Source organism: Haliea sp. E1-2-M8 (assembly GCF_030649675.1).
In the GTDB taxonomy this organism is placed as follows: domain Bacteria; phylum Pseudomonadota; class Gammaproteobacteria; order Pseudomonadales; family Halieaceae; genus Haliea.
The window spans coordinates 209,348-227,318 of sequence record NZ_JAUTDR010000001.1 but is presented as its reverse complement, the minus strand read 5'-3'; the positions used below and the strand labels follow the sequence as shown (position 1 = coordinate 227,318).

Annotated in this window: 16 protein-coding genes; 3 read left to right on the top strand and 13 right to left on the bottom strand. The window is 63.7% G+C overall.

What is annotated here, in order from left to right:
* Positions 1 to 9: 9 nt before the first annotated feature.
* Positions 10 to 984, bottom strand: a complete 975-nt coding sequence (locus Q6D67_RS01050) for a D-glycerate dehydrogenase (RefSeq protein WP_304703658.1) — start codon at positions 982 to 984, stop codon at positions 10 to 12.
* A gap of 189 nt (positions 985 to 1,173) precedes the next feature.
* Here Q6D67_RS01050 and Q6D67_RS01045 point away from each other — a divergent pair, with 189 nt between their 5' ends.
* A complete protein-coding gene (locus Q6D67_RS01045) occupies positions 1,174 to 1,884 on the top strand; it encodes a cupin domain-containing protein (RefSeq protein ID WP_304703657.1) in 711 nt (236 codons plus the stop codon).
* Here the strand turns inward: Q6D67_RS01045 and Q6D67_RS01040 are convergent.
* The 3 genes from Q6D67_RS01040 to Q6D67_RS01030 are packed head-to-tail and all read right to left on the bottom strand — an operon-like array spanning position 1,874 to position 4,455.
* A complete protein-coding gene (locus Q6D67_RS01040; protein ID WP_304703656.1) occupies positions 1,874 to 2,638 on the bottom strand; it encodes an SDR family oxidoreductase in 765 nt (254 codons plus the stop codon). The two genes, Q6D67_RS01045 and Q6D67_RS01040, sit on opposite strands and share 11 nt — an antisense overlap.
* A 22-nt stretch (positions 2,639 to 2,660) precedes the next feature.
* On the bottom strand, positions 2,661 to 3,854 hold the full coding sequence (locus Q6D67_RS01035) for an MFS transporter (protein ID WP_304703655.1): 1,194 nt from the start codon (positions 3,852 to 3,854) through the stop codon (positions 2,661 to 2,663).
* A 37-nt stretch (positions 3,855 to 3,891) separates the two neighbouring features.
* Positions 3,892 to 4,455, bottom strand: coding sequence for a UbiX family flavin prenyltransferase (locus tag Q6D67_RS01030; RefSeq protein ID WP_304703654.1), 564 nt, complete (start codon positions 4,453 to 4,455; stop codon positions 3,892 to 3,894).
* Positions 4,456 to 4,590: 135 nt separating this feature from the next.
* Between Q6D67_RS01030 and Q6D67_RS01025 the strand changes: the two genes are divergently transcribed.
* Positions 4,591 to 5,106 (top strand): GNAT family N-acetyltransferase, encoded by a 516-nt coding sequence (locus tag Q6D67_RS01025; protein ID WP_304703653.1) that lies wholly within the window; start codon positions 4,591 to 4,593, stop codon positions 5,104 to 5,106.
* Here Q6D67_RS01025 and Q6D67_RS01020 read toward each other — a convergent pair.
* The 7 genes from Q6D67_RS01020 to Q6D67_RS00990 all read right to left on the bottom strand — a co-directional run bounded on the left by Q6D67_RS01020 (position 5,089) and on the right by Q6D67_RS00990 (position 14,208).
* Positions 5,089 to 7,137, bottom strand: coding sequence for a TonB-dependent receptor (locus Q6D67_RS01020; RefSeq protein ID WP_304703652.1), 2,049 nt, complete (start codon positions 7,135 to 7,137; stop codon positions 5,089 to 5,091). The two genes, Q6D67_RS01025 and Q6D67_RS01020, sit on opposite strands and share 18 nt — an antisense overlap.
* A gap of 33 nt (positions 7,138 to 7,170) precedes the next feature.
* The gene (locus Q6D67_RS01015) at positions 7,171 to 7,470 is read right to left on the bottom strand and encodes a hypothetical protein (RefSeq protein ID WP_304703651.1); all 300 of its coding nucleotides are present in this window, start codon (positions 7,468 to 7,470) and stop codon (positions 7,171 to 7,173) included.
* A 112-nt stretch (positions 7,471 to 7,582) separates the two neighbouring features.
* On the bottom strand, positions 7,583 to 7,969 hold the full coding sequence (locus Q6D67_RS01010) for a nuclear transport factor 2 family protein (protein WP_304703650.1): 387 nt from the start codon (positions 7,967 to 7,969) through the stop codon (positions 7,583 to 7,585).
* A 9-nt stretch (positions 7,970 to 7,978) separates the two neighbouring features.
* A complete protein-coding gene (locus tag Q6D67_RS01005; RefSeq protein ID WP_304703649.1) occupies positions 7,979 to 8,830 on the bottom strand; it encodes an alpha/beta fold hydrolase in 852 nt (283 codons plus the stop codon).
* Entirely contained in the window at positions 8,823 to 10,382 is a 1,560-nt protein-coding gene (locus Q6D67_RS01000) for a class I adenylate-forming enzyme family protein (RefSeq protein ID WP_304703648.1), read from the bottom strand. Before Q6D67_RS01000 ends, Q6D67_RS01005 begins: the two co-directional genes overlap by 8 nt.
* Positions 10,383 to 10,397: 15 nt before the next feature.
* Positions 10,398 to 12,647 carry a TonB-dependent receptor gene (locus tag Q6D67_RS00995; protein WP_304703647.1) on the bottom strand — a complete coding sequence of 750 codons (2,250 nt, stop codon included), beginning with the start codon at positions 12,645 to 12,647 and terminating at the stop codon, positions 10,398 to 10,400.
* 106 nt (positions 12,648 to 12,753) lie between these two features.
* Positions 12,754 to 14,208, bottom strand: coding sequence for a sodium:solute symporter family protein (locus Q6D67_RS00990; protein ID WP_304703646.1), 1,455 nt, complete (start codon positions 14,206 to 14,208; stop codon positions 12,754 to 12,756).
* Positions 14,209 to 14,338: 130 nt separating this feature from the next.
* On the opposite strand from Q6D67_RS00990, the gene Q6D67_RS00985 reads away from it, so the two are divergent.
* Positions 14,339 to 14,995: a TetR/AcrR family transcriptional regulator gene (locus tag Q6D67_RS00985; RefSeq protein ID WP_304703645.1), complete on the top strand. Its 657-nt coding sequence runs from the start codon at positions 14,339 to 14,341 to the stop codon at positions 14,993 to 14,995.
* On the opposite strand, the gene Q6D67_RS00980 is transcribed toward Q6D67_RS00985, so the two are convergent.
* Positions 14,992 to 15,339 carry a hypothetical protein gene (locus tag Q6D67_RS00980; RefSeq protein ID WP_304703644.1) on the bottom strand — a complete coding sequence of 116 codons (348 nt, stop codon included), beginning with the start codon at positions 15,337 to 15,339 and terminating at the stop codon, positions 14,992 to 14,994. The genes Q6D67_RS00985 and Q6D67_RS00980 overlap by 4 nt on opposite strands.
* Before the next feature lie 47 nt (positions 15,340 to 15,386).
* Positions 15,387 to 17,885: an EAL domain-containing protein gene (locus Q6D67_RS00975; protein ID WP_304703643.1), complete on the bottom strand. Its 2,499-nt coding sequence runs from the start codon at positions 17,883 to 17,885 to the stop codon at positions 15,387 to 15,389.
* Positions 17,886 to 17,971 lie beyond the last annotated feature (86 nt).

Sequence of the window (17,971 nt, the reverse complement as noted above, 5' to 3'; positions counted from 1 at the left end):
GCGGGCTTGTCAGCGCGTGTATACCTCGGGATTCGCGCAATGGGGCATGGGCTGCCCCTGCAGGGCGGCGATGGCGTTGGCTGCTGCCATGTCCGCCATGCGCGCCCGGGTGCGAGTGGTAGCGCTGCCGATGTGGGGCGCCAGCACCACGTTCGGCAGCGCCAGCAGCGGGTTGTCCACCGGCACCGGTTCCTCGGCAAAGACATCGACGCCGGCGGCATAGAGAGCACCGCTGGCCAGCGCCGCCGCCAGCGCCGGTTCATCGACTATGCCGCCGCGGGCGGTATTCACCAGCACCGCCCCCGGCTTCATCGCGGCGATTTCCGCGGCACCGAGCAAGCAGCGGGTATCTGGAGTCAGGGCGACATGCACACTGACGAAGTCGCTGCGCGCCAGCAGTGCCGCCAGGGACAGCTGTTCGACCCCGGGAACGTCCTTCGGGCTCCGATTCCAGCCCACCACCTCCATGCCGAACGCCGCCGCGCGCCGGGCCACCGCCTGCCCGATCTCGCCCAGACCGACAATACCCAGGGTGGCGCCGCTGACATCCTTGCCGGTAAAGAAGTCCGGCGACCAGCGGTTTTCCCTGCGCCACTCTCCCTGGCGGACAAAACGATCCGCCTCGGAGATGCGCCGGGCAGCTGCCAGCAGCAGCGCGAAAGTCGTGTCCGCGGTTGTATCCGTGAGCACCCCCGGCGTATGCCCAAGGGGAATGCCGCGTGCCGTCAGCGCCGCCACGTCGACGTGGTCAACGCCCACCGCCATGCTGGAGACGAACTCCAGGTCGGGCATCGCGTCCAGCAGGTCGCGGTCAATGCGGTCGGTCAGCAGGCAGACCAGGCCCTGGCAGCCCGCCAGTTCCTCGTGCAGGGACTTTGCTGGCAACAGGCCCGGACCCAGCCATACGTTCACGTCGCAGTGCTCCGACAGCTCGTGGATGCGGCACCCGGGCAGTTCATGAGTAACGAAAACTTTTCTGTTCATGGGGCGAGCATACCGCAAACCCGATGACCGGCAACAGCGGGAACCGGGCCTTTTGGCTGTCCTACTGCGATGGTTTCTGCGCGCCCGCAATCGGATTATGATAGGCGCATGTGCCGGGGAACAGACACCCCTCCCGGCAGTCGAAACTCCCTGCCACCGCAGATCCGACTTTATCTGACAGGCCCGAACATGAATGACAGCAGTGTTGCACTGAATGGCGACCTTTCCCTGCACGTGGTCGTAGACACGCAAACCCTGGACTGGACGCCCAGCCCCGGCGGCCATGTGTTGCGCAAGCGCCTGCACCGGGTGGGCCAGGCGGAGTCCGGTCAGGTTACCTCCCTGGTGCGCTACGAGCCGGGAGCCCGGTTTCCCGCCCACGACCATCCCCAGGGCGAGGAAATCCTGGTCCTGGAGGGTACCTTCTCGGACGAGCACGGTGACTGGCCGGCCGGCACCTACCTGCTCAATCCGGAGGGGTTCCGCCACGCGCCGTTTTCCAGCGACGGTTGCCTGCTGTTCGTGAAGTTGCGGCAGTACCCGGGCGCGGACCGGGAGCACGTGGTGGTGGCTACCGGATCCCGGCCCTGGCAGCCGTCGGTGCGCAAGAATACCAGCTGGAAAAAGCTCTATGCCCAGGAGCCCTACACCGACTTCATGCGCCTGGAAAGCTGGGACACGCCAGCCGCAATCGGCCAGATCAACTTCCCCCAGGGTGCGGAGATACTGGTCCTGAAAGGCAGCTTCAGCGACGACCGGGGCCACTACCGCACCCACTGTTGGCTGCGGATCCCCGCTGGCGGCTCCGTGCACCCGACCAGTAACGAGTACTGCGAGCTCTATATCAAGGAGGGCGGTTTCAGCTACCTGCGCAGCGCCCCCCTGGCGGCTACAGGGTGAGGCCGCCGTCCACCACAATGCACTCACCGTTGGTGTAGCTGGACGCATCCGAGACCAGGTACAGCACGGCGCCCGCCATCTCCTCCGGATCCGCATGGCGTTGCATGGGGATTTTCTCGATTGCGGTCTGATAGATCTCGTCATTGCTGAACAGGGCGCCGGCAAATTTGGTTTTGGTGAGCCCCGGCAACAGGGCATTGCAGCGAATACCAAGCCCCCCACACTCTTTCGCGAACACCTTGGTCATGTTCACCACCGCGGCCTTGGTGATTGAGTAGATGCCCTGCATGGGGCCGGGCTGCAGGGCGTTCACCGAGGCGGTATTGACGATCGCGCCGCTACCCTGCTCCCGCATCAGCTTGCCCGCCTCCACCGACATGAAGAAGTAACCGCGGATGTTGACGTCCACGGTCTTCTGGAAGGCGGCGAGGTCCGTGTCCAGCACATGGCCAAAATAGGGATTGGCGGCGCCGTTGTTGACACAGATATCCAGCCGCCCGTGGGCGCCGTGGATGTGCTCGAACAGCGCCTGGATAGCGCCCATGTCGCCGACATTGCAGGCAAAGGCCTCGGCGCTGCCGCCACTCGCACAGATGGAGTCCGCTACCGACGTACAGCCGTCCAACTTGCGGCTGGACACGATCACATGCGCTCCCTGCTCTGCAAGCAGGCGCGCAATAGCCTCCCCGATACCGCGGCTGGCGCCACTCACCAGCGCGATGCGCCCGGTCAGGTCAAACAGTTTGGTGGTCATGCTTCGGGTTCTCCTTGCAGGGTTATTGAAGGTCTGCCGGCGTGGCCGGCGCGGCGGAAAGCCGCGAAGGCGGGGGCCCCAGAGCCCACGCCAGGTAGAACAGCACCAGCACGATACACCCCAGCCAGGCCCCGGCGTAGCCGAACAGGGTGAGATTGGCGCCCGCCAGTAGCGGCCCCAATACCCGACCCCAGGAGGAGGCAGAGGCCGTCGTGCCCAGCATCTGCCCCCGCAACTGCTGGGGAGTGCGATGGCTGGTGATGGTGTTGAGCAGAGGCATGCACAGGGTCGCGCCGGACATGGCGAGGTACAGTGCCGCCAGCATCCACGGCATGCTGCCGGCGAACACCGCCAGCCACAGGCCGAGCATCAGGCTGGCAATACAGATCCGCAGGAGTTGCCATTCCCCGGTCAGCCGCACCAGAGGGCCCAGCAGACCACCCTGCAGCAGCACCATGATGACACCCTGGACACCGAACACCATGCCGACCTGCCGTGCGCCCCAGCCCAGCAGGTCACCCAGCCACAGGGGCACCAGGTAGGTCACGGCGCTGATTGTCGCCGCGTGCAGCACATATTGCAGCGCCAGCATGCGGCTCCCGGTCTGTCGCAGCATCGTCCAGGTGGAGAGGCGGGAACCGTCGCGCTGCTGACGCAGGTTGGCAGCGCGACGCTCCGGGCTCACTGACTCCGGCAGGAACAGCGCCGCCGCTACGATGGCCAGCAGCGACATGCCGCCGGCCACCAGGCAGGGCAAGGTGAAGCTGCCGCTGTCCCCGGCCAGCAGCCCACCCAGCAGTGGGCCCAACACCATGCCCAGGCCGAAGGCCGCCCCGAGCATACCCATGCCCCTGGCGCGTTTCTCGTGGGTGGTGATGTCGCTCATCATCGCAGAGGCCACCCCGAGATTGCCCGCCATGATCCCGGCAAATCCCCGCGCCGCAAAAATCATCCACAGCTGCGAAGCCAGGGCCAGCATCACATAGGAAACCGCAGCGCCTCCCAGGCACAACATGATCACCGGTTTACGCCCCAGCCGGTCGGACAACCTGCCCCAGAACGGACCTGAAATCCCCGCAAAGGCCGCATAGGTGACGATGATGAGGGCGATATCGATCTTGTCGGCCCCCAGCTGCGGGGACAGAAACGGCAGGATGGGAATGACAATGCCAAACCCGATCAGATCCAGCAGGACAACGCCGAACAGGATCGGCATCAGCCGGCCGCCAGCAATAGCGCGTGGCGCGGCATATTCAGCCGTCCTGCCAGCGTGTCACCTGCCCCGTGTCGATATCGAACAGCTCCAGCACCCGCGCCACGGTCTGGGTGACCATCGCATCCAGCGAGTCCGGCCTGGCGTAAAAGGCCGGTACCGGGGGTGCAATCACCGCGCCCATCTCCGAAAGCTGGGTCATGCTGCGAAGGTGCCCCGTGTGCAGGGGGGTCTCCCGTACCATGAGCACCAGTCGGCGCCGCTCCTTGAGCACGACGTCGGCGGCCCGGGTCAGCAGGCTGGACGTTACCCCGGTGGCTATCTCCGCCATGCTGCGAATGGAGCAGGGTGCGATCAGCATGCCGGCGGTCCGGAACGAACCGCTGGCGATGGAGGCCCCGACATTGCGAATGGCGTGCACCTTCGTCGCCAGCGCTTTCACCTCGTCCGCGGAGAGGTCCATTTCATAGTGCAGGGTAAGTTCCGCGGACCGGGTCATGACCAGGTGGGTTTCCACCCCGCAGTCGCGCAAAAGCTGCAGGGCACGAACGCCGTAGACAATGCCGGAGGCGCCACTGATACCGACAATAATGCGCTGTGCCATGCCCTGCCCCGCCCCGCCCCGCGAAAAGACCCTGCACTTTACCAGTACACCCGTCGGATTTCACTGCCCGGCGGGCGCCTCGTTGGCCCCACTGTAGTAGGCTAATGGGGTATCACTCAGGGAACCCGGCCAGCCATGCTGCAGACAGAGCGCCTCACCATTGAGCCCCTTACCCTGGACGATGCCCCCTTCATCCTGGCACTGCTGAACGACCCGGACTTTATCGCCCAGATTGCCGACCGCGGGGTCCGCGACGAGGCCGCGGCCAGGCGTTACCTGGAGGAGGGTCCACTGGCGAGCTATCGCCAGCACGGTTTCGGGCTCTGGGCGGTGCGCCTGCGCGGCGGCGACGCGATTGGAGTCTGCGGACTGCTGCGGCGAGAAACGCTGGCGGACGTGGATATCGGCTATGCTCTGCTGCCGCAGGCGCGTGGCAGGGGATTCGCCAGGGAGGCGGCGCAGGCGGTAGTGCTCTACGCCCGGGAGACCCTGGGGCTGGCCCGGCTGGTGGCCGTGGTAGCGCCGGGGAATGCGCCCTCACGGGCGCTGCTGGCAAGCCTCGGCTTCGGGCATGAGAGCACGGTGCAGCTCACGTCCGACGCCGAAAACCTCTGCCTGTATGGCTGGGACGCCTCAGAACCGGTAGCGTAACCCCGCTTCGATCGAGCGCCCGCCTTCCGGCGCCACATCGCGCAGGAAGGAGGTACTGAGCCGAATCTCCTCATCCCCGAGATTGCGCGCAGCGAGGAACAGGGTCAGCTCGCTGGCGCCCAGCGGCAGGCGGTAGTCGGCCCCGAGATCCCAGCGTGTATAGCCGTCAGTAGGCTCCTCGTTGACGCCGGCGCGGTCCTGGCTGGACGCCCCCACTACCCGGGTCCACAGCTCCAGGGCATCACCGCCCCAGCTCAGGCGCCCACCGATGCGCCGGGGTGGCAGGCGCGGCACAGAGTCGCCGTTGTCCAGCTTGCCGCGGGTGACGTCACCAAATACGCCGAGCCGGAACTCGCCCCCGGCAAAACTGCCGAGGCCAAACTGGCCGTTGACTTCCACCCCATGGAATTCGGCGTCCTCCTGGATGTAGGCGAGTACGGGCAGTTCATCCACCTCCAGCCCGGTGTTCATCAGGTTGATGTAGTCGGCAAAATCATTGTAGTAAAAGGTGACCTCCAGATCCTTGTTGCCATTGTGCCAGTGCAGCGACAGGTCGACGTTGCGCGACACCTCGGTGTCCAGACCGGGATTGCCCAACTCGACCGCGGCGGTGGCGGCGTGCTCAATCCAGTCCTCCGGGCCGCTGCCGTCGACATTGGAAAACAGCTCTTCAATGGACGGTGCACGCTCTGACCTGGCCAGATGCAGGCGCAGCTGCCAGTCTTCGCCGGCATTCCAGATGGCGGAGCCGGACACGCTCACCGAGGTGAAGTCCTGCTTGCTCGAGCTTGCCGCTTCCGGGTCACGCTCATCGCGGTCCAGCCGCAGGCCGGTCTCGAAAATCCAGTTGTCGCTGCGCCAGTCCTCGATCAGGAACAGCCCCAGGTCGCGGCTGTCAGTCAGCGGGATGAAGGCCTCTTCACCCAGGGCGCTGAATTCGCCGTCCCTGGCTTGCAGGCCCAGGGCGCCGCGGAAGCCGGCGACCTCGGCGTGCACCAACTCGACCCGGGTCTCCCAGGTTTCGTTGCTGTACAGGGTGCCTACTTCGCCGTTGCCCTCGATTTCCGCGTGCTCGTAGTCCGTGTAAGTCACCGTGCTGCGCAGGGACTCAAAGCCGGGCAGGGGTTCGTGGAGCTCGAACGCCAGATCATAGCGGGTCTGCTCGACGTCGAGGCGAATTCCACCTTCCTCCTCCTCAGCACCGTGTTCGTCCTCATGCTCTTCGTCGTGCTCTTCATCGTGGTCACCAATCCCGTAGTTGTTCTCCAGCCGACTGACGGCGAGCCCGACCAGGCCGCGGTCGAAATGATAGCTGGAGCCGAGAGTCAGCGTCCGGGTACGGCCACCGGTATTGTCGATGTAGCCGTCGGTAGTCTCGAACTCTTCATCGTCGTGGCCGTCGTCATGCTCGCGGCCAGCCAGACCGGGGATATTGAGGTTGTTCCAGTCCCGGTACAGCGCGTCGAGGTGAAAGGCGAGGTTGCCACTGCCGGCATCGAGCCGCAGTACCCCGGTATCCATATCCGAGGCGGAATCGTGGCGCATTTCCGCGCCGCCCTCGACCCCGTCAAGCCGCTGCCGTGGAATTCGGTTATCGATGACGTTCACGACCCCGCCGATGGCCCCTGCGCCGTATAACATGGTCGCGGGGCCGCGCAGCACCTCGATACTGTCCGCCAACAGGGTTTCGACCGAGACCGCGTGGTCGGCGCTGACCGCCGAGGCATCGGCGCTGCTGGTACCGTTCTGCAGGACCGTGACCCGCGGGCCCTGCTGGCCCCGGATAACCGGCTGGCCCACACCCGGGCCGAAGGATGCATTGGCCAGGCCGGGGATATCGCCCAGGGTATCGCCGATGCTGGCGCGGGCGGCGCGCCGGAGGTCGTCACCGTTAAGCACGGTGACCGGCAGGGCGGTTTCCGCTTCCTGCTTTTGCAGCGGCGCAGACACCAGTACATGTTCGATAGGCAGCGGCTGCGCCGCCATGTTCGCACTGGCAACCGCCAGCGCGAGAGGTATGAAACGTCTCATGGTGGACTCCTGATAGAAAGAAAAAGGTTCTTTTCAGGAGTGTGCGGGGGGACCTGTGGTCTGGCGGGGCAGGTAGCGATTGCAGGCGCGGGCAGCCAGGGGCACCGGCAGGAGCAGTGCCAGCAGCAGGGAGAGCACCAGGGGAGGCAGTGCGCTTGCCAGCGGCAGGGGCGCGGAGGTCTTGCACAGCAGACATTCCGCCGGTGCGTCGCCAAGCCCGTGGGCATGGCTGGCCTCCAGGGCCTGGACACCCGTGAGGCACAGCAGTGCCAGCACCGCGATAATGCGGGCGACGCGGCCACTGCGGGCTTTCAGGGTGAACGAAAAAACCATGACGTTTTCAGTACAGCAAACAGGTTGACGGCGGAGTATACCGGCTCCTCCAGAGAGCAGCCAAGTTTTTCGGTACCCCTTTCGGTAGCCCTGTTTTTCGCTGCGCCCCGCCTCAGGCGGAGAGCTGTTCCAGCATGGCGGCCATTTTCGCGTGCAACAGGTTGACGGCCTTCAGCGGCCGCACCATGACCTTGAACTCGACGATTTTGCCGTCCGCATTAAAGGTGATGATGTCGACGCCATTGACGGTAATGCCGTCGATATCGCAGGTAAATTCCAGCACCGCGTGGGGTTCGGCGACCACTTCCTTGACATAGCGGAAGCTGTCATTGAACACCGCCATGGCACCGGTCAGGTACATGCGAGTGAGATCGCGCCCCTCCTGCGGCCGGTGCACGACGGGAGACCAGAACACACAGTCCTCCGCCAGCAGCGTATCCAGACGTGAAGGGTCGCCCGATTTGACGATCTCGTGCCACTCAGTCAGTGCTTGCAGCATGGTGCCTCCCTAGTTGAGGAACGAATCGATTGCGCGCCGGGATTCCGGCTCATCCAGGGTGGGCGCATGGCCGCGCCGGGGAATCTCCGCGCTGACCAGGTCAGGCTTGCGCCGCTGCATCTCCGCCACACAGCTACTGGCGAGAATGTCGGAGTGTGCGCCCCGCAGGACCAGGATCGGCAGCGCCCGGATGGACTCAAACACCGGCCACAGATCGGGTGGTACCGCGTTGTCGTCGCTGGCGGCCATCGGCTGGGCGATCGCTGGGTCATAGGCAAGCACTGGCCGGCCGTCCATCTCGCGATACAGAGCGCGAGAAAATGCCAGCCAATCCTCGTCGGTAAAATCGGGGAAGGCATCGCCGTTAATTGCGCGAACCTGGGCAGCGGCCTGCTGCCAGTCGGCAACCGGCTCGGATTTGCCAACATAGGATTTGATCCGCTCCAGCCCGGCCGGATCCACCACCGGGCCGATATCGTTGAGAATAATGCCGCTGACCCGTGCTGGCTGCATGGCCGCCATCAGCATGGCCATCAGGCCACCCATCGACGTTCCCACCAGCAGGGCCTGCTCCACCCCCTGGCTGTCCAGCAGGGCAAACATGTCCTGCACGTAGGTGCCCGGCTGGTAGTTGGCCGGGGCGGGGTCGTAGTCCGAGCGGCCGCGTCCGCGCTGGTCCGCCACCAGCACCCGGTAGCGCTGCGCCAGGTGCGGCGCCAGGCCGGCAAAATCGGCGGAATTGCGGGTCAGGCCATGCATGCACAGGGCTACCGGCGCATCCGGCCCGGGCCCGGCGTAATCGCGCGCATACAGGCGCAGGCCGTCAGTGCTGTGATACCAGAGGTCCGCAAACTCAGTCATGTCGCAGCTCCGTAAACTGTGTGCGCAGCTCGCGCTTGAGAATCTTGCCATTGGGATTGCGCGGCAGGCTGTCGGCAAAGCGGACTTCCGCCAGCCGCTGCTGCTTGCCGAGGCGAGTGTTGGCCCAGGCCAGCAGCTCCTCGGCACTGTCCGCGGCATCCGCTTCCGGTACCACCACCGCCAGCGGCGTTTCTCCCCAGCGCTCACTGACGATGCCGATAACGGCGACGTCGTTGACCGACGGGTGCTGCACCAGCACTGCCTCTATATCCTGTGGGTAAACATTCTGCCCCCCGGACAGGATCATGTCCTTTTTCCGGTCGACAATAAACAGGAAACCGTCATCGTCAACATAGCCGATATCGCCCGAGCGCAGCCACTGCACGCCCTGTCCATCGACAAATTCAGACTCGCTATTGGCGTCGTCGCGATGCCAATAGCCGGGCATGGTGATCCGCCCCCGGGAGGCAATCTCCCCGGGGCTGTTGGCGCCCAGCACGCGATCGTCGTCGTCGACGATGCAGATGTCGGTGCCGATCAGCGGTTTGCCCACCGAATCCCAGCGGCCCTCCGCCTCTTCCGGTTCGAGGGTGGTGATAATGCCCTCTGTCAGCCCGTAGAGCTCGATAATACCGCACGGGAAGTGGCGGAAGATTTCCCGCTTGAGGCCCTCGCGCAGGGGCGAACCACAGCTCATCATGGCGTGCATGCTGCTGACGTCGAAACCGCCCTGGGCCATCCGTTCGCACACCCGCTGGAACTGCACCGGCACCATGGCGGTGTGGGTAATGTGCTCCCGCTCCACGGTCGCAAGAAACTCCGCGGGATCAAACCGGTTGTGTACCACCAGGGTGCCGCCCGCGAGCACCGTGCATAGCATCGCCACCCAGGAGATGTTGGAGTACAGGCCCAGGGTGAGCAGCGTGCGCGCGGCGCCGTGATAGCGCAAAGCAATAGCCAGGTCATAGGCCCAGTCGCGGCGGGTGCGGTGACTGTGCAGAATCCCCTTGGGTTGCCCGGTGGTCCCTGAACTGTAAATGATATTGAGCGGCGCATCCGGCACCAGCGAAACGGCCGGCAGCTCTGTCGGTTGCCCATTGCTGAGTTCATCGAGCCCGACCCAGGCACCGTCACAGCCCCCCGCACTGAGGCACAGGCGCAGTGATTCGGGCAGGGATGACAGCAGGGGCTGCAGACGCGCCTGCTGGTCCGCGCTGACCACGAGAGCCGCGACACCGGCGTCCCGCAACATGGAAACCAGGGCCTCGTCACTGACCGACAGGTTGATCGGCACCGAAACCGCGCCCGCGGCCATGGTCCCGAACAGGGCCTGCACCATCGGCAGGCCGTTGCTCATGACCACGCCGACGCGATCGCCGGGTACCACCCCGCGCGCCAGCAGACCGTGGGCAAACTGGTGGTTGGCCGCGGTAAACTGCGCCCAGTCCAGGCGAGTGTCGGCACAGACCACCGCCGGCTTGTGCGCGCGCCATTTACCGTGCAGTGCCAGAATCTCCGGCAACAGGGGCACCGGCGCCTCAAATCCGCTCATGCTGTTGACTCCAGCCTAGAAGCGGTATTCCACCGTGGCAGTAACCGTGCGTGGCGGCGCATAGAACACCGAGGTGTTGTCTTCCAGCCCCAGTGTCGAGGGGCAGCCGCCGGAGCCGAAACAGTAGCCCGCGGTCTTGATCAGCTCATCGGTCAGGTTCTTGCCGTGGACGCCAAAGAGCCACTGCTCGTCGGCGCTGAGCCAGACAATGCTGGCATTGAGGACGTCATAGCTCTCCTGGTCGATAACCGCCACCGGCGCCTCGAACTGGGTGATGTCGCCCTTGTAGGACCAGTTCAGGTTGGCGGTGACGTCACCCTCCGCGAGCCCGGTGGTGTAGGTAAAGCCGACGTACGCCATTTCCTCCGGCGTATTTTGCACCGCACGCTGGTCGGACACATCCACTCCATTGACCTGCCAATCCTTGATCTCGGCATCCAGGAAACTGAGCGCAAGCTGCAGGCTGAAGCCCTGCCCCAGCAGCATGTTGCCTTCCAGCTCGATACCTGAGATCTCCGCCTCGGCCGCGTTGGTCACGGTGCCCACGAAGCCGTCGTTGATGCCATCGCCGTCACTGTCGGTCCCCACTGAGCCGGGAATCTGCATGTCCTGATAGTCGCTGTAGAACACCGCGATGTTGGTGACCGCGCGCCCGTCCATCCAGGTGGTCTTGTAGCCCAATTCCATTGAATCGAGGGTTTCCGGATCAAAACCGCGCTCGACTTCGGGGGTCGCGAAGTTGGCACCGCGGGGATCGAAACTACCTGCCTTCCAGCCCTGGCTGTAGCTGGCGTAGACCGTAGTGTCGTCGTTCAGCGCGTAGCTGAGATTGACCCGCGGCGAGAAGTCGGTATAGGTCTTGCTGGCTTCATAGTCGCTGGTGGCGCCGAGGAAGATCGCACTGTCATTGCCGAGGAAAGGCGATCCGAAGCCGAGGTAGGCGGCGCGGAAAATATCTGCGCTACGCTTGTCTTCGGTGTAGCGGCCGCCGAGAGAGAGCGATAGGGCGTCGGTCAGGCGGTAAGTCGCGTCCGCAAACACCGACCAGGCTTCCGTATCCACGGTACCGCCGGTGTAGGCCGTCACCGGGCCGAGCTGCCCCAGAACCACGTCAAAGTCGTTGGAGGCGGTCGCATCGAGGTAATAGAAACCCGTGACCACGTTCCAGCGGTCGGCGTTGTACAGCAGCTGGAATTCCTGGCTGAACTGCTCGTTGTCATAGATAACCGGAGCATCAAAATCCATGACGGCGAGGCCGTCGAAATCGATCACGGATTCGGTATAGTCTTCACGCCAGGCGCTGATCGAGCGCAGGGTGGTGGTTGCATTCAGGTTCCAGTCCACCGATAGCATCAGGCCTTCGGCGTCGATCTCGTTGTTGCCATTGATCCCGGCGGTGGACACCGACTCGGACGCGCCGGCGGTGGTGTCATAGGGGTTGTCGAGCACAGGTACGCCGCTCACGGCGCCCGGGAATGGCCGGAAGCCGGCAACGGGATTGGTCTTGTCGTTGAGCTTGTCGTAGGCAATGCGCACCAACCAGTCGTCGCTGGGCAGCCACTCGGCACTGGCGCGCCAGGCGAACAGATCCTTGTCGTAGTGCTCGTCGCCGGTGGTCAGGTTCTTGCCGTAGCCGTCGCGGGTCAGCGAGGCCACAGTCGCCCCGACGCGGAAGGTATCAGACACCGGCGCCGATACTGTGCCCACCAGGTCCATCTGGTCATAGCTGCCGTAGGACGCTTTCAGGCGCACGTCAAACTCGTCGCTGAGCCGGCGGGTCACGTACTTGATGGCCCCGCCCACGGCATTGCGTCCGTACAGCGTGCCCTGGGGGCCGCGCAGTACTTCCACCCGCTCCACGTCGTAGATGTCGAGCAGGGCGGCCTGGGGACGGGCTATGTACACATCGTCCAGGTACAGGGCGACACCCTGTTCAAAACCGGCGAGAGGGTCCTGCTGGCCAACACCACGGATAAAGGCGGTGAGCGTGGTGCTGGTGGCCCGGGAGGGCTCCAGGGTTACGCTGGGAATCATCTGCGCCAGCTCGCTGATATCGGTGGCGCCGCGCAGGCGCAGGGCGTCGCCGGACAGGGCGGTGACCGCGATGGGGACATCCTGCAGGTTCTCGGACCGGCGCCGGGCGGTAACCACCACTTCTTCCAGCGCCAGGGCCGGGCCGGTCTGGGCCAGGGCGGGGCTGAACTGGGCTGCAGACGCCAGGGAAACTGCGAGAGCTATAGCGGAACGCGGTGCGAGTGCTTTCATGGTGATCACCTTTTTCATTATGAGTAGTCTGGTCGACTCTGCGCTTGCGACGCAGATTCAACAGTTGTTGAATTCGGGAGCAAAGTATTCAACATTTGTTGAAATGTCAAGAGGGGCTGGCGGCAGGTTCAGGAATCCCGGGCTTCGGCCGGGTCAGCAGCAGCCCCAGCAGCCCATAGCCCAGGGCCAGAAAAATGGCATAGCTGGCGGACACCGCCGGATTTTTTACCAGCCCGGTCAGGTTCAGTCCCAGGTGGCAAAACAGGCCCAGCACAGCCGCCCCCAGCACCACCCAGAGGGGAATGTGACGCCGCACCAGGACTCCAAACAACACCGGTACGATGGAAGCCGCCGCCAGACCGTAAACGCCTTTCTGGGCAAACAGACCGATCAGGGGCGGCGGGTTCCAGGCCAGGATGACGCCGATCACCCCCACCAGAACCAGCACAATGCGCGACAGCGCCAGCGCGTTGTAGCGATCGCCCCAGAGGGGCTGGACGATATCGCTGACCACCATGGCCGACAGGGACACCAGAATGCCGTCCAGCGTACTCATGCCCGCGGCGAGCAAGGTGAGAAATATGAATACCAGCGCGTACTCTCCCCACACGGAACTGCCGAACTCAAACAGCAGGTACTCCCGGACTACAGTGTCCTGATCCGGCACTTCGAGCCCGGCCAGGCGGGCGTAGAAACCGATCATCAGCATCAGGGTGAACACGGTGCCGACCACCACCGTGGTGCCGATGAACTTGCCGATGTCGCGCTCGCTGCGCAGATAGAGCACCTTGGTCAGAATGTGGGGCTGCAGCATCAGGGCAAAGGTCACCACAAAACCGCTGACAAATACCGAGAAGAAGTCGAAGTAGAGATCGCTGCCGCTATTGACGGCACCGGCATAACCGGCGCCGACTCCGCGCAGCGCCGCCAGCGGATCGCCCCCGAAGTATTTCCAGCCCTGCACAAACAGGATCACCGTGATCGCCAGCATCATCAGACCCTGGAGGGTATTGGTATAGGCGTGGGCGTAAGTCCCGCCCATCAGCACATAGGAAAATACAAACACCAGCACCAGAATCAGCGCGGTCTTCTGGTCGACGGGAAACAGGCCGGTCACCAACAGGCTGCAACCGACCAGGATCAACACCACAAAGGTAATCGACAGCAGATTGATAAAGGCGAAGAACAGGCTCAGGCCGCGGTGGTTGTAGCGGTAGAAGATCCACTGGGGAATGGTCAGGGCCCTGCTGCTCTCACCCAGCCGCAGGAATCCCCGGGTCAGGACCAGAAACGCGGTGAGAATGCCCAGGGACCCGGCGAGACCGTAATGCAGGTATGCACTCAAACCGTGGCTGTAGACAAAACCGGGGTTGATCACGAAGGTCGCGGTGGAGGCTATGGACGCCGCCAGAGTGATGCCGATCAGGTAGGGGCTCATGTCCTTGTTGCCGATGGAGAAGCCGCGGATGTCCCGGGTGCGGCGCATGCCCACCCAGGACAACCAGAAAACCAGTACGACGTAGGTTGCAGTGATAAGGTACTTGAACAGATCGGGAGTCATGGCGGGGTGCCCGGTTATGGTTATGGTGTCGGTCCGGACCGGATTCTGAACAAAATCAGCGAAACATTCAACAAGCGTTGAAATTTAGATTATGCTATGGTCCCGCCGGACAGGAAGACACGCATCGATCATGAGCAAGCCCCGCAGCCAGCCTAAACGAGAACGCATCCTCGATGTTGCGGAGGAGCTGTTTGCTCTGCACGGCTACGATGGCGTGACCCTGCGCCAGATCGCGAAGGGCGCCGGTGTCGATGTGGCGCTGGCCAGCTACCACTTCGGCAAGAAGCTGGACCTGTTCAACGCGGTTTTCGAGCGCCGGGCAGAGCTGCTCAACAGCGCCCGCCTCGACGCACTGCGGGCCTGCCAGCAATCGGCGGACAGCCAGGGGCCCAGCGTTGAACAGATTATCGAAGCGTTTCTGCGCCCCCTGGAGCTGGCCCAGGAAACCGGGGACCCGGGCTGGCAGCACTATCTCGCGCTCATTGCCTATATCAACAACTCCCCCTACTGGGGGCCGCGCATGATGTCCAAGCTGTTTGACCAACTGGTGAGCGAGTTTATTGCCGCCCTGCGCAAGGCTCTGCCGGACGCCCGGGACGAGGACCTTTACTGGTGCTACCACAATCTTTCCGGCGCGTTGACCCTGACCCTGGCCCAGACTGGCCGTATCGACAAACTGTCCGGCGGCAAGTGCCTGTCCGCTGATTTCGAGGCCGCCTACAACCACATGATTCCGTTTGTCGCCGCGGGCTTCAGGCAAGTCTGCGGCAAGAGCGCCAGCCGCTAGAGGTCTGTCTCGCGCTGGAAGTCGCCCTCTATGCGCTGCTGCAGTTCAAACCGGGTGACGCCGTTATGGCTGTTGCTGGCCTGCATGCGTTGCCGGTAGCGCTGGCGCCGGTAATGCGCCACCAGGCGCGGAAACCGCTCCTCCTCCATTTCTCCCGCGATCAGCGCCTCGATAAAGGCGATGTCGATACCGACCCGATAGGCAATGCGGCTGGGCCGGATTCTGTGGGCGTGGAACTCCGCCACAATGTGCAGCTGCTGCTCGCGGCTGTAGTCACACTGACGCGAATAGCCATGTGGCGGCGACGGCGTCCGGGAATCGATATTGGGGGGCGTATTTTCCATGGCGCTGTTTTAGCAGGAGCGACCGGCTATGCCAAGCCCGAATCCGCTCAAGGACCAGGCCCGGTGTGGGGCGGCGAACGAATTATCTGATTGAGCTGCTCGATAAGCTGTGCGCTGAGTTGATCCACCGCCTGCAGACGGCTGGCAACAACCTCCGGTAACTGGCCACGAAATTCCGCCACCAGGGTATTGGCCGCCGCGTGCAGACGTTCATGGAGATCAAGCAGGGCCCTGAATGCATCATTTTCAGCGACACTCCCGGAGGGGGTAGTCGCCAACAGCTGGCTGATCCGGCAACGCTCCGCGCCAAGTACCGGCTGCGGCGATCGACCTCCCTCCAGGTAGCTTCGTAGCCCGGTCATCCAGGCCCGGTGCTCAACGCTGGCATAGAGCCACGGCAGCGCTTCTCGCGGCAGCAGTGTGGCCCGGCGCCACGCAGCGGGCGGCGCCCAGCTTGCCAGCCAGGCCGGGATGTCGGCAGCGGGCATTGGCCTCGCTATGCCGTAACCCTGGGCCAGCTCGCAACCAAGGTGCAACAAAACCTCGCCGTGGGTCACCGTTTCCACACCCTCGGCAATGACGCTTCGGGAAAATGCCCGGGCCAGCCCGAGCACCCCCTCAAGGATGGCGAGGTCATCGGGATCCTCCAGCATATTCCTGACAAAACTCCGGTCAATTTTCAGTTCCCGGGCCGGCAATTGCTTGAGATAGGTGAGCGAGGAGTAGCCAGTGCCAAAGTCATCCAGCGAAAACGGCACCTCCAGCGCAGCGCATTCGCCGATGACCCGCGACACCTGCTGTATGTCCTCCAGCGCACTGCTTTCCAGAACCTCAAGGCCGAAGCCGCCTGGGGGTAGTTCGGGATGCTTTACCAGCAGGGTCTCAAGCTCCGCGCTGAATCCGGCCTGCTGCAGGTGGAAGCCCGAAATGTTGACGGTGACCGGCAAGTTCAGCCCCTGCCGGCGCCAGCGCGCAAGCTGGTCCAGAGCTTCCCGCATTACCCAGTTGCCCAGTTCTACCTCCACCCTGTCGCGGGCAATCATCGGCAAAAACCCCAGCGGGGGCACCAGGCCACGCTCTGGATGCTGCCAGCGAATCAGGGCTTCGGCACCGATTACCGCGCCGCTGCGCATATTGACCTTGGGTTGATAGAACAGGACGAACTCACCCCTGGCCAGGCCGCGACGGACCTCTTCACACACCTCGTGGCGGCTGCGCAAGCTGCGGTCATACTCGGCATCGAACAGATGAAACCGGTTCTTGCCGGCGAGTTTGGCCTGGTACATGGCCTGATCGGCCTGACGCAGCAGCTGATCGGCATCGATGTCCTCAATGCTTTGCGGATAGAAGGTGACCCCGGCACTGGCGGACACCTCCAGTTGCAGCCCCTCTAGCTGCAACGGATCGGAAGCCGCTGCCAGCACCCGATCGAGCACATGCAAGCTCTGGTCGACGTCATCGATATCCACCAGCACCGCCACAAACTCGTCACCGCCGAGCCGAGCCAGGGTGTCGCCCCCGCGCAGAGCGCGCTGCATGCGCTCCGCCAGAGCGGCCAGCAGCCGGTCGCCCACCTCGTGACCAAAGCGGTCATTGATCGGCTTGAAGCTGTCCAGATCGAGATAGACCACAGCCACCCTCTGCGCCCGGCGTTCAGCCTGGGCCATGCTGAGCTTGAGCCGCTCGGTCAGCAGCAATCGATTGGGCAGCCCGGTGAGCGCATCGTGATGAGCCAGTTGCTCCAGCTGGCGCTGGTAGGCCTTCTGCTCACTGAGGTCAATATCGATGCAGTAAAGCTCCTGCCGGCCACGGGAGTCTTTTGTCATGACATGACTGGAGTATACCGGCACCGGATCGCCGTACTTGTCCTGCAGTACCAGCTCTCCGGGGGGAATCGCCGGTCCGCCGCTTGCCCACGCATCAATACTGCGAGTCACCTGCTCCCGCATGGGGGGCGGGATAATCAGCGACTCCAGGGTGCGACCCTGCGCCTCAGAGCGGCTGTAGCCATACAGTTGCTCACTGGCCCGGTTCCAGAAATGGACCTTGTGCTCGTGGTCATACCCCTGCACGGAGACCCGCTCCAGATTTTCGAACAGGCTGCGGAACCGGTGCTCACTTTCCTGCAACGCCTGGGCAATCAGTTCCTGCTCCGTGACATCGATCAGTAAACCGCCCAGGCGGATCACGTCTCCGCTCTGTTCGCGGATAAGCCAGCTATAGCCCTCTACCCAGATCCAGTGGCCGGCACCGTGGCGCAGCCGGTACCGCTCCCGATACTGATCGGGACCGAGCTCGATCCGGGCCAGCAGCTCCGGCTCAATTCTGGCCAGGTCATCCGGGTGGATCAGGCTGCGGTACGTCAATTGGCCAGACATCAAATCGGCCGCATCGTAGCCAAACTGCAGAAAGTTCGCGCTGACAAAGTCGACGGGCCATCCCGGCCGGTTGCACCAGGTAATCGCCACGCAGGGCGAGTACTCGATGATGGACGCCAGATCAATAGGGCCGGAACGGGGCAGCTTGTCTCCTTCGGAATCTTTCATCAGTCGCTCCAGTGCTGCAAACGGTGCTGTCAGATATACCGGTCGCTCTAGGTGGGGATTGCCTCGACAACCTCACACTGGTCACA

Excerpts from the sequence above, each read along its gene's own strand:
- Q6D67_RS01050 (WP_304703658.1), bottom strand. The coding sequence starts at position 984 with ATGAACAGAAAAGTTTTCGTTACTCATGAACTGCCCGGGTGCCGCATC.
- Q6D67_RS01045 (WP_304703657.1), top strand. The coding sequence starts at position 1,174 with ATGAATGACAGCAGTGTTGCACTGAATGGCGACCTTTCCCTGCACGTG.
- Q6D67_RS01040 (WP_304703656.1), bottom strand. The coding sequence starts at position 2,638 with ATGACCACCAAACTGTTTGACCTGACCGGGCGCATCGCGCTGGTGAGT.
- Q6D67_RS01035 (WP_304703655.1), bottom strand. The coding sequence starts at position 3,854 with ATGCCGATCCTGTTCGGCGTTGTCCTGCTGGATCTGATCGGGTTTGGC.
- Q6D67_RS01030 (WP_304703654.1), bottom strand. The coding sequence starts at position 4,455 with ATGGCACAGCGCATTATTGTCGGTATCAGTGGCGCCTCCGGCATTGTC.
- Q6D67_RS01025 (WP_304703653.1), top strand. The coding sequence starts at position 4,591 with ATGCTGCAGACAGAGCGCCTCACCATTGAGCCCCTTACCCTGGACGAT.
- Q6D67_RS01020 (WP_304703652.1), bottom strand. The coding sequence starts at position 7,137 with ATGAGACGTTTCATACCTCTCGCGCTGGCGGTTGCCAGTGCGAACATG.
- Q6D67_RS01015 (WP_304703651.1), bottom strand. The coding sequence starts at position 7,470 with ATGGTTTTTTCGTTCACCCTGAAAGCCCGCAGTGGCCGCGTCGCCCGC.
- Q6D67_RS01010 (WP_304703650.1), bottom strand. The coding sequence starts at position 7,969 with ATGCTGCAAGCACTGACTGAGTGGCACGAGATCGTCAAATCGGGCGAC.
- Q6D67_RS01005 (WP_304703649.1), bottom strand. The coding sequence starts at position 8,830 with ATGACTGAGTTTGCGGACCTCTGGTATCACAGCACTGACGGCCTGCGC.
- Q6D67_RS01000 (WP_304703648.1), bottom strand. The coding sequence starts at position 10,382 with ATGAGCGGATTTGAGGCGCCGGTGCCCCTGTTGCCGGAGATTCTGGCA.
- Q6D67_RS00995 (WP_304703647.1), bottom strand. The coding sequence starts at position 12,647 with ATGAAAGCACTCGCACCGCGTTCCGCTATAGCTCTCGCAGTTTCCCTG.
- Q6D67_RS00990 (WP_304703646.1), bottom strand. The coding sequence starts at position 14,208 with ATGACTCCCGATCTGTTCAAGTACCTTATCACTGCAACCTACGTCGTA.
- Q6D67_RS00985 (WP_304703645.1), top strand. The coding sequence starts at position 14,339 with ATGAGCAAGCCCCGCAGCCAGCCTAAACGAGAACGCATCCTCGATGTT.
- Q6D67_RS00980 (WP_304703644.1), bottom strand. The coding sequence starts at position 15,339 with ATGGAAAATACGCCCCCCAATATCGATTCCCGGACGCCGTCGCCGCCA.
- Q6D67_RS00975 (WP_304703643.1), bottom strand. The coding sequence starts at position 17,885 with ATGAAAGATTCCGAAGGAGACAAGCTGCCCCGTTCCGGCCCTATTGAT.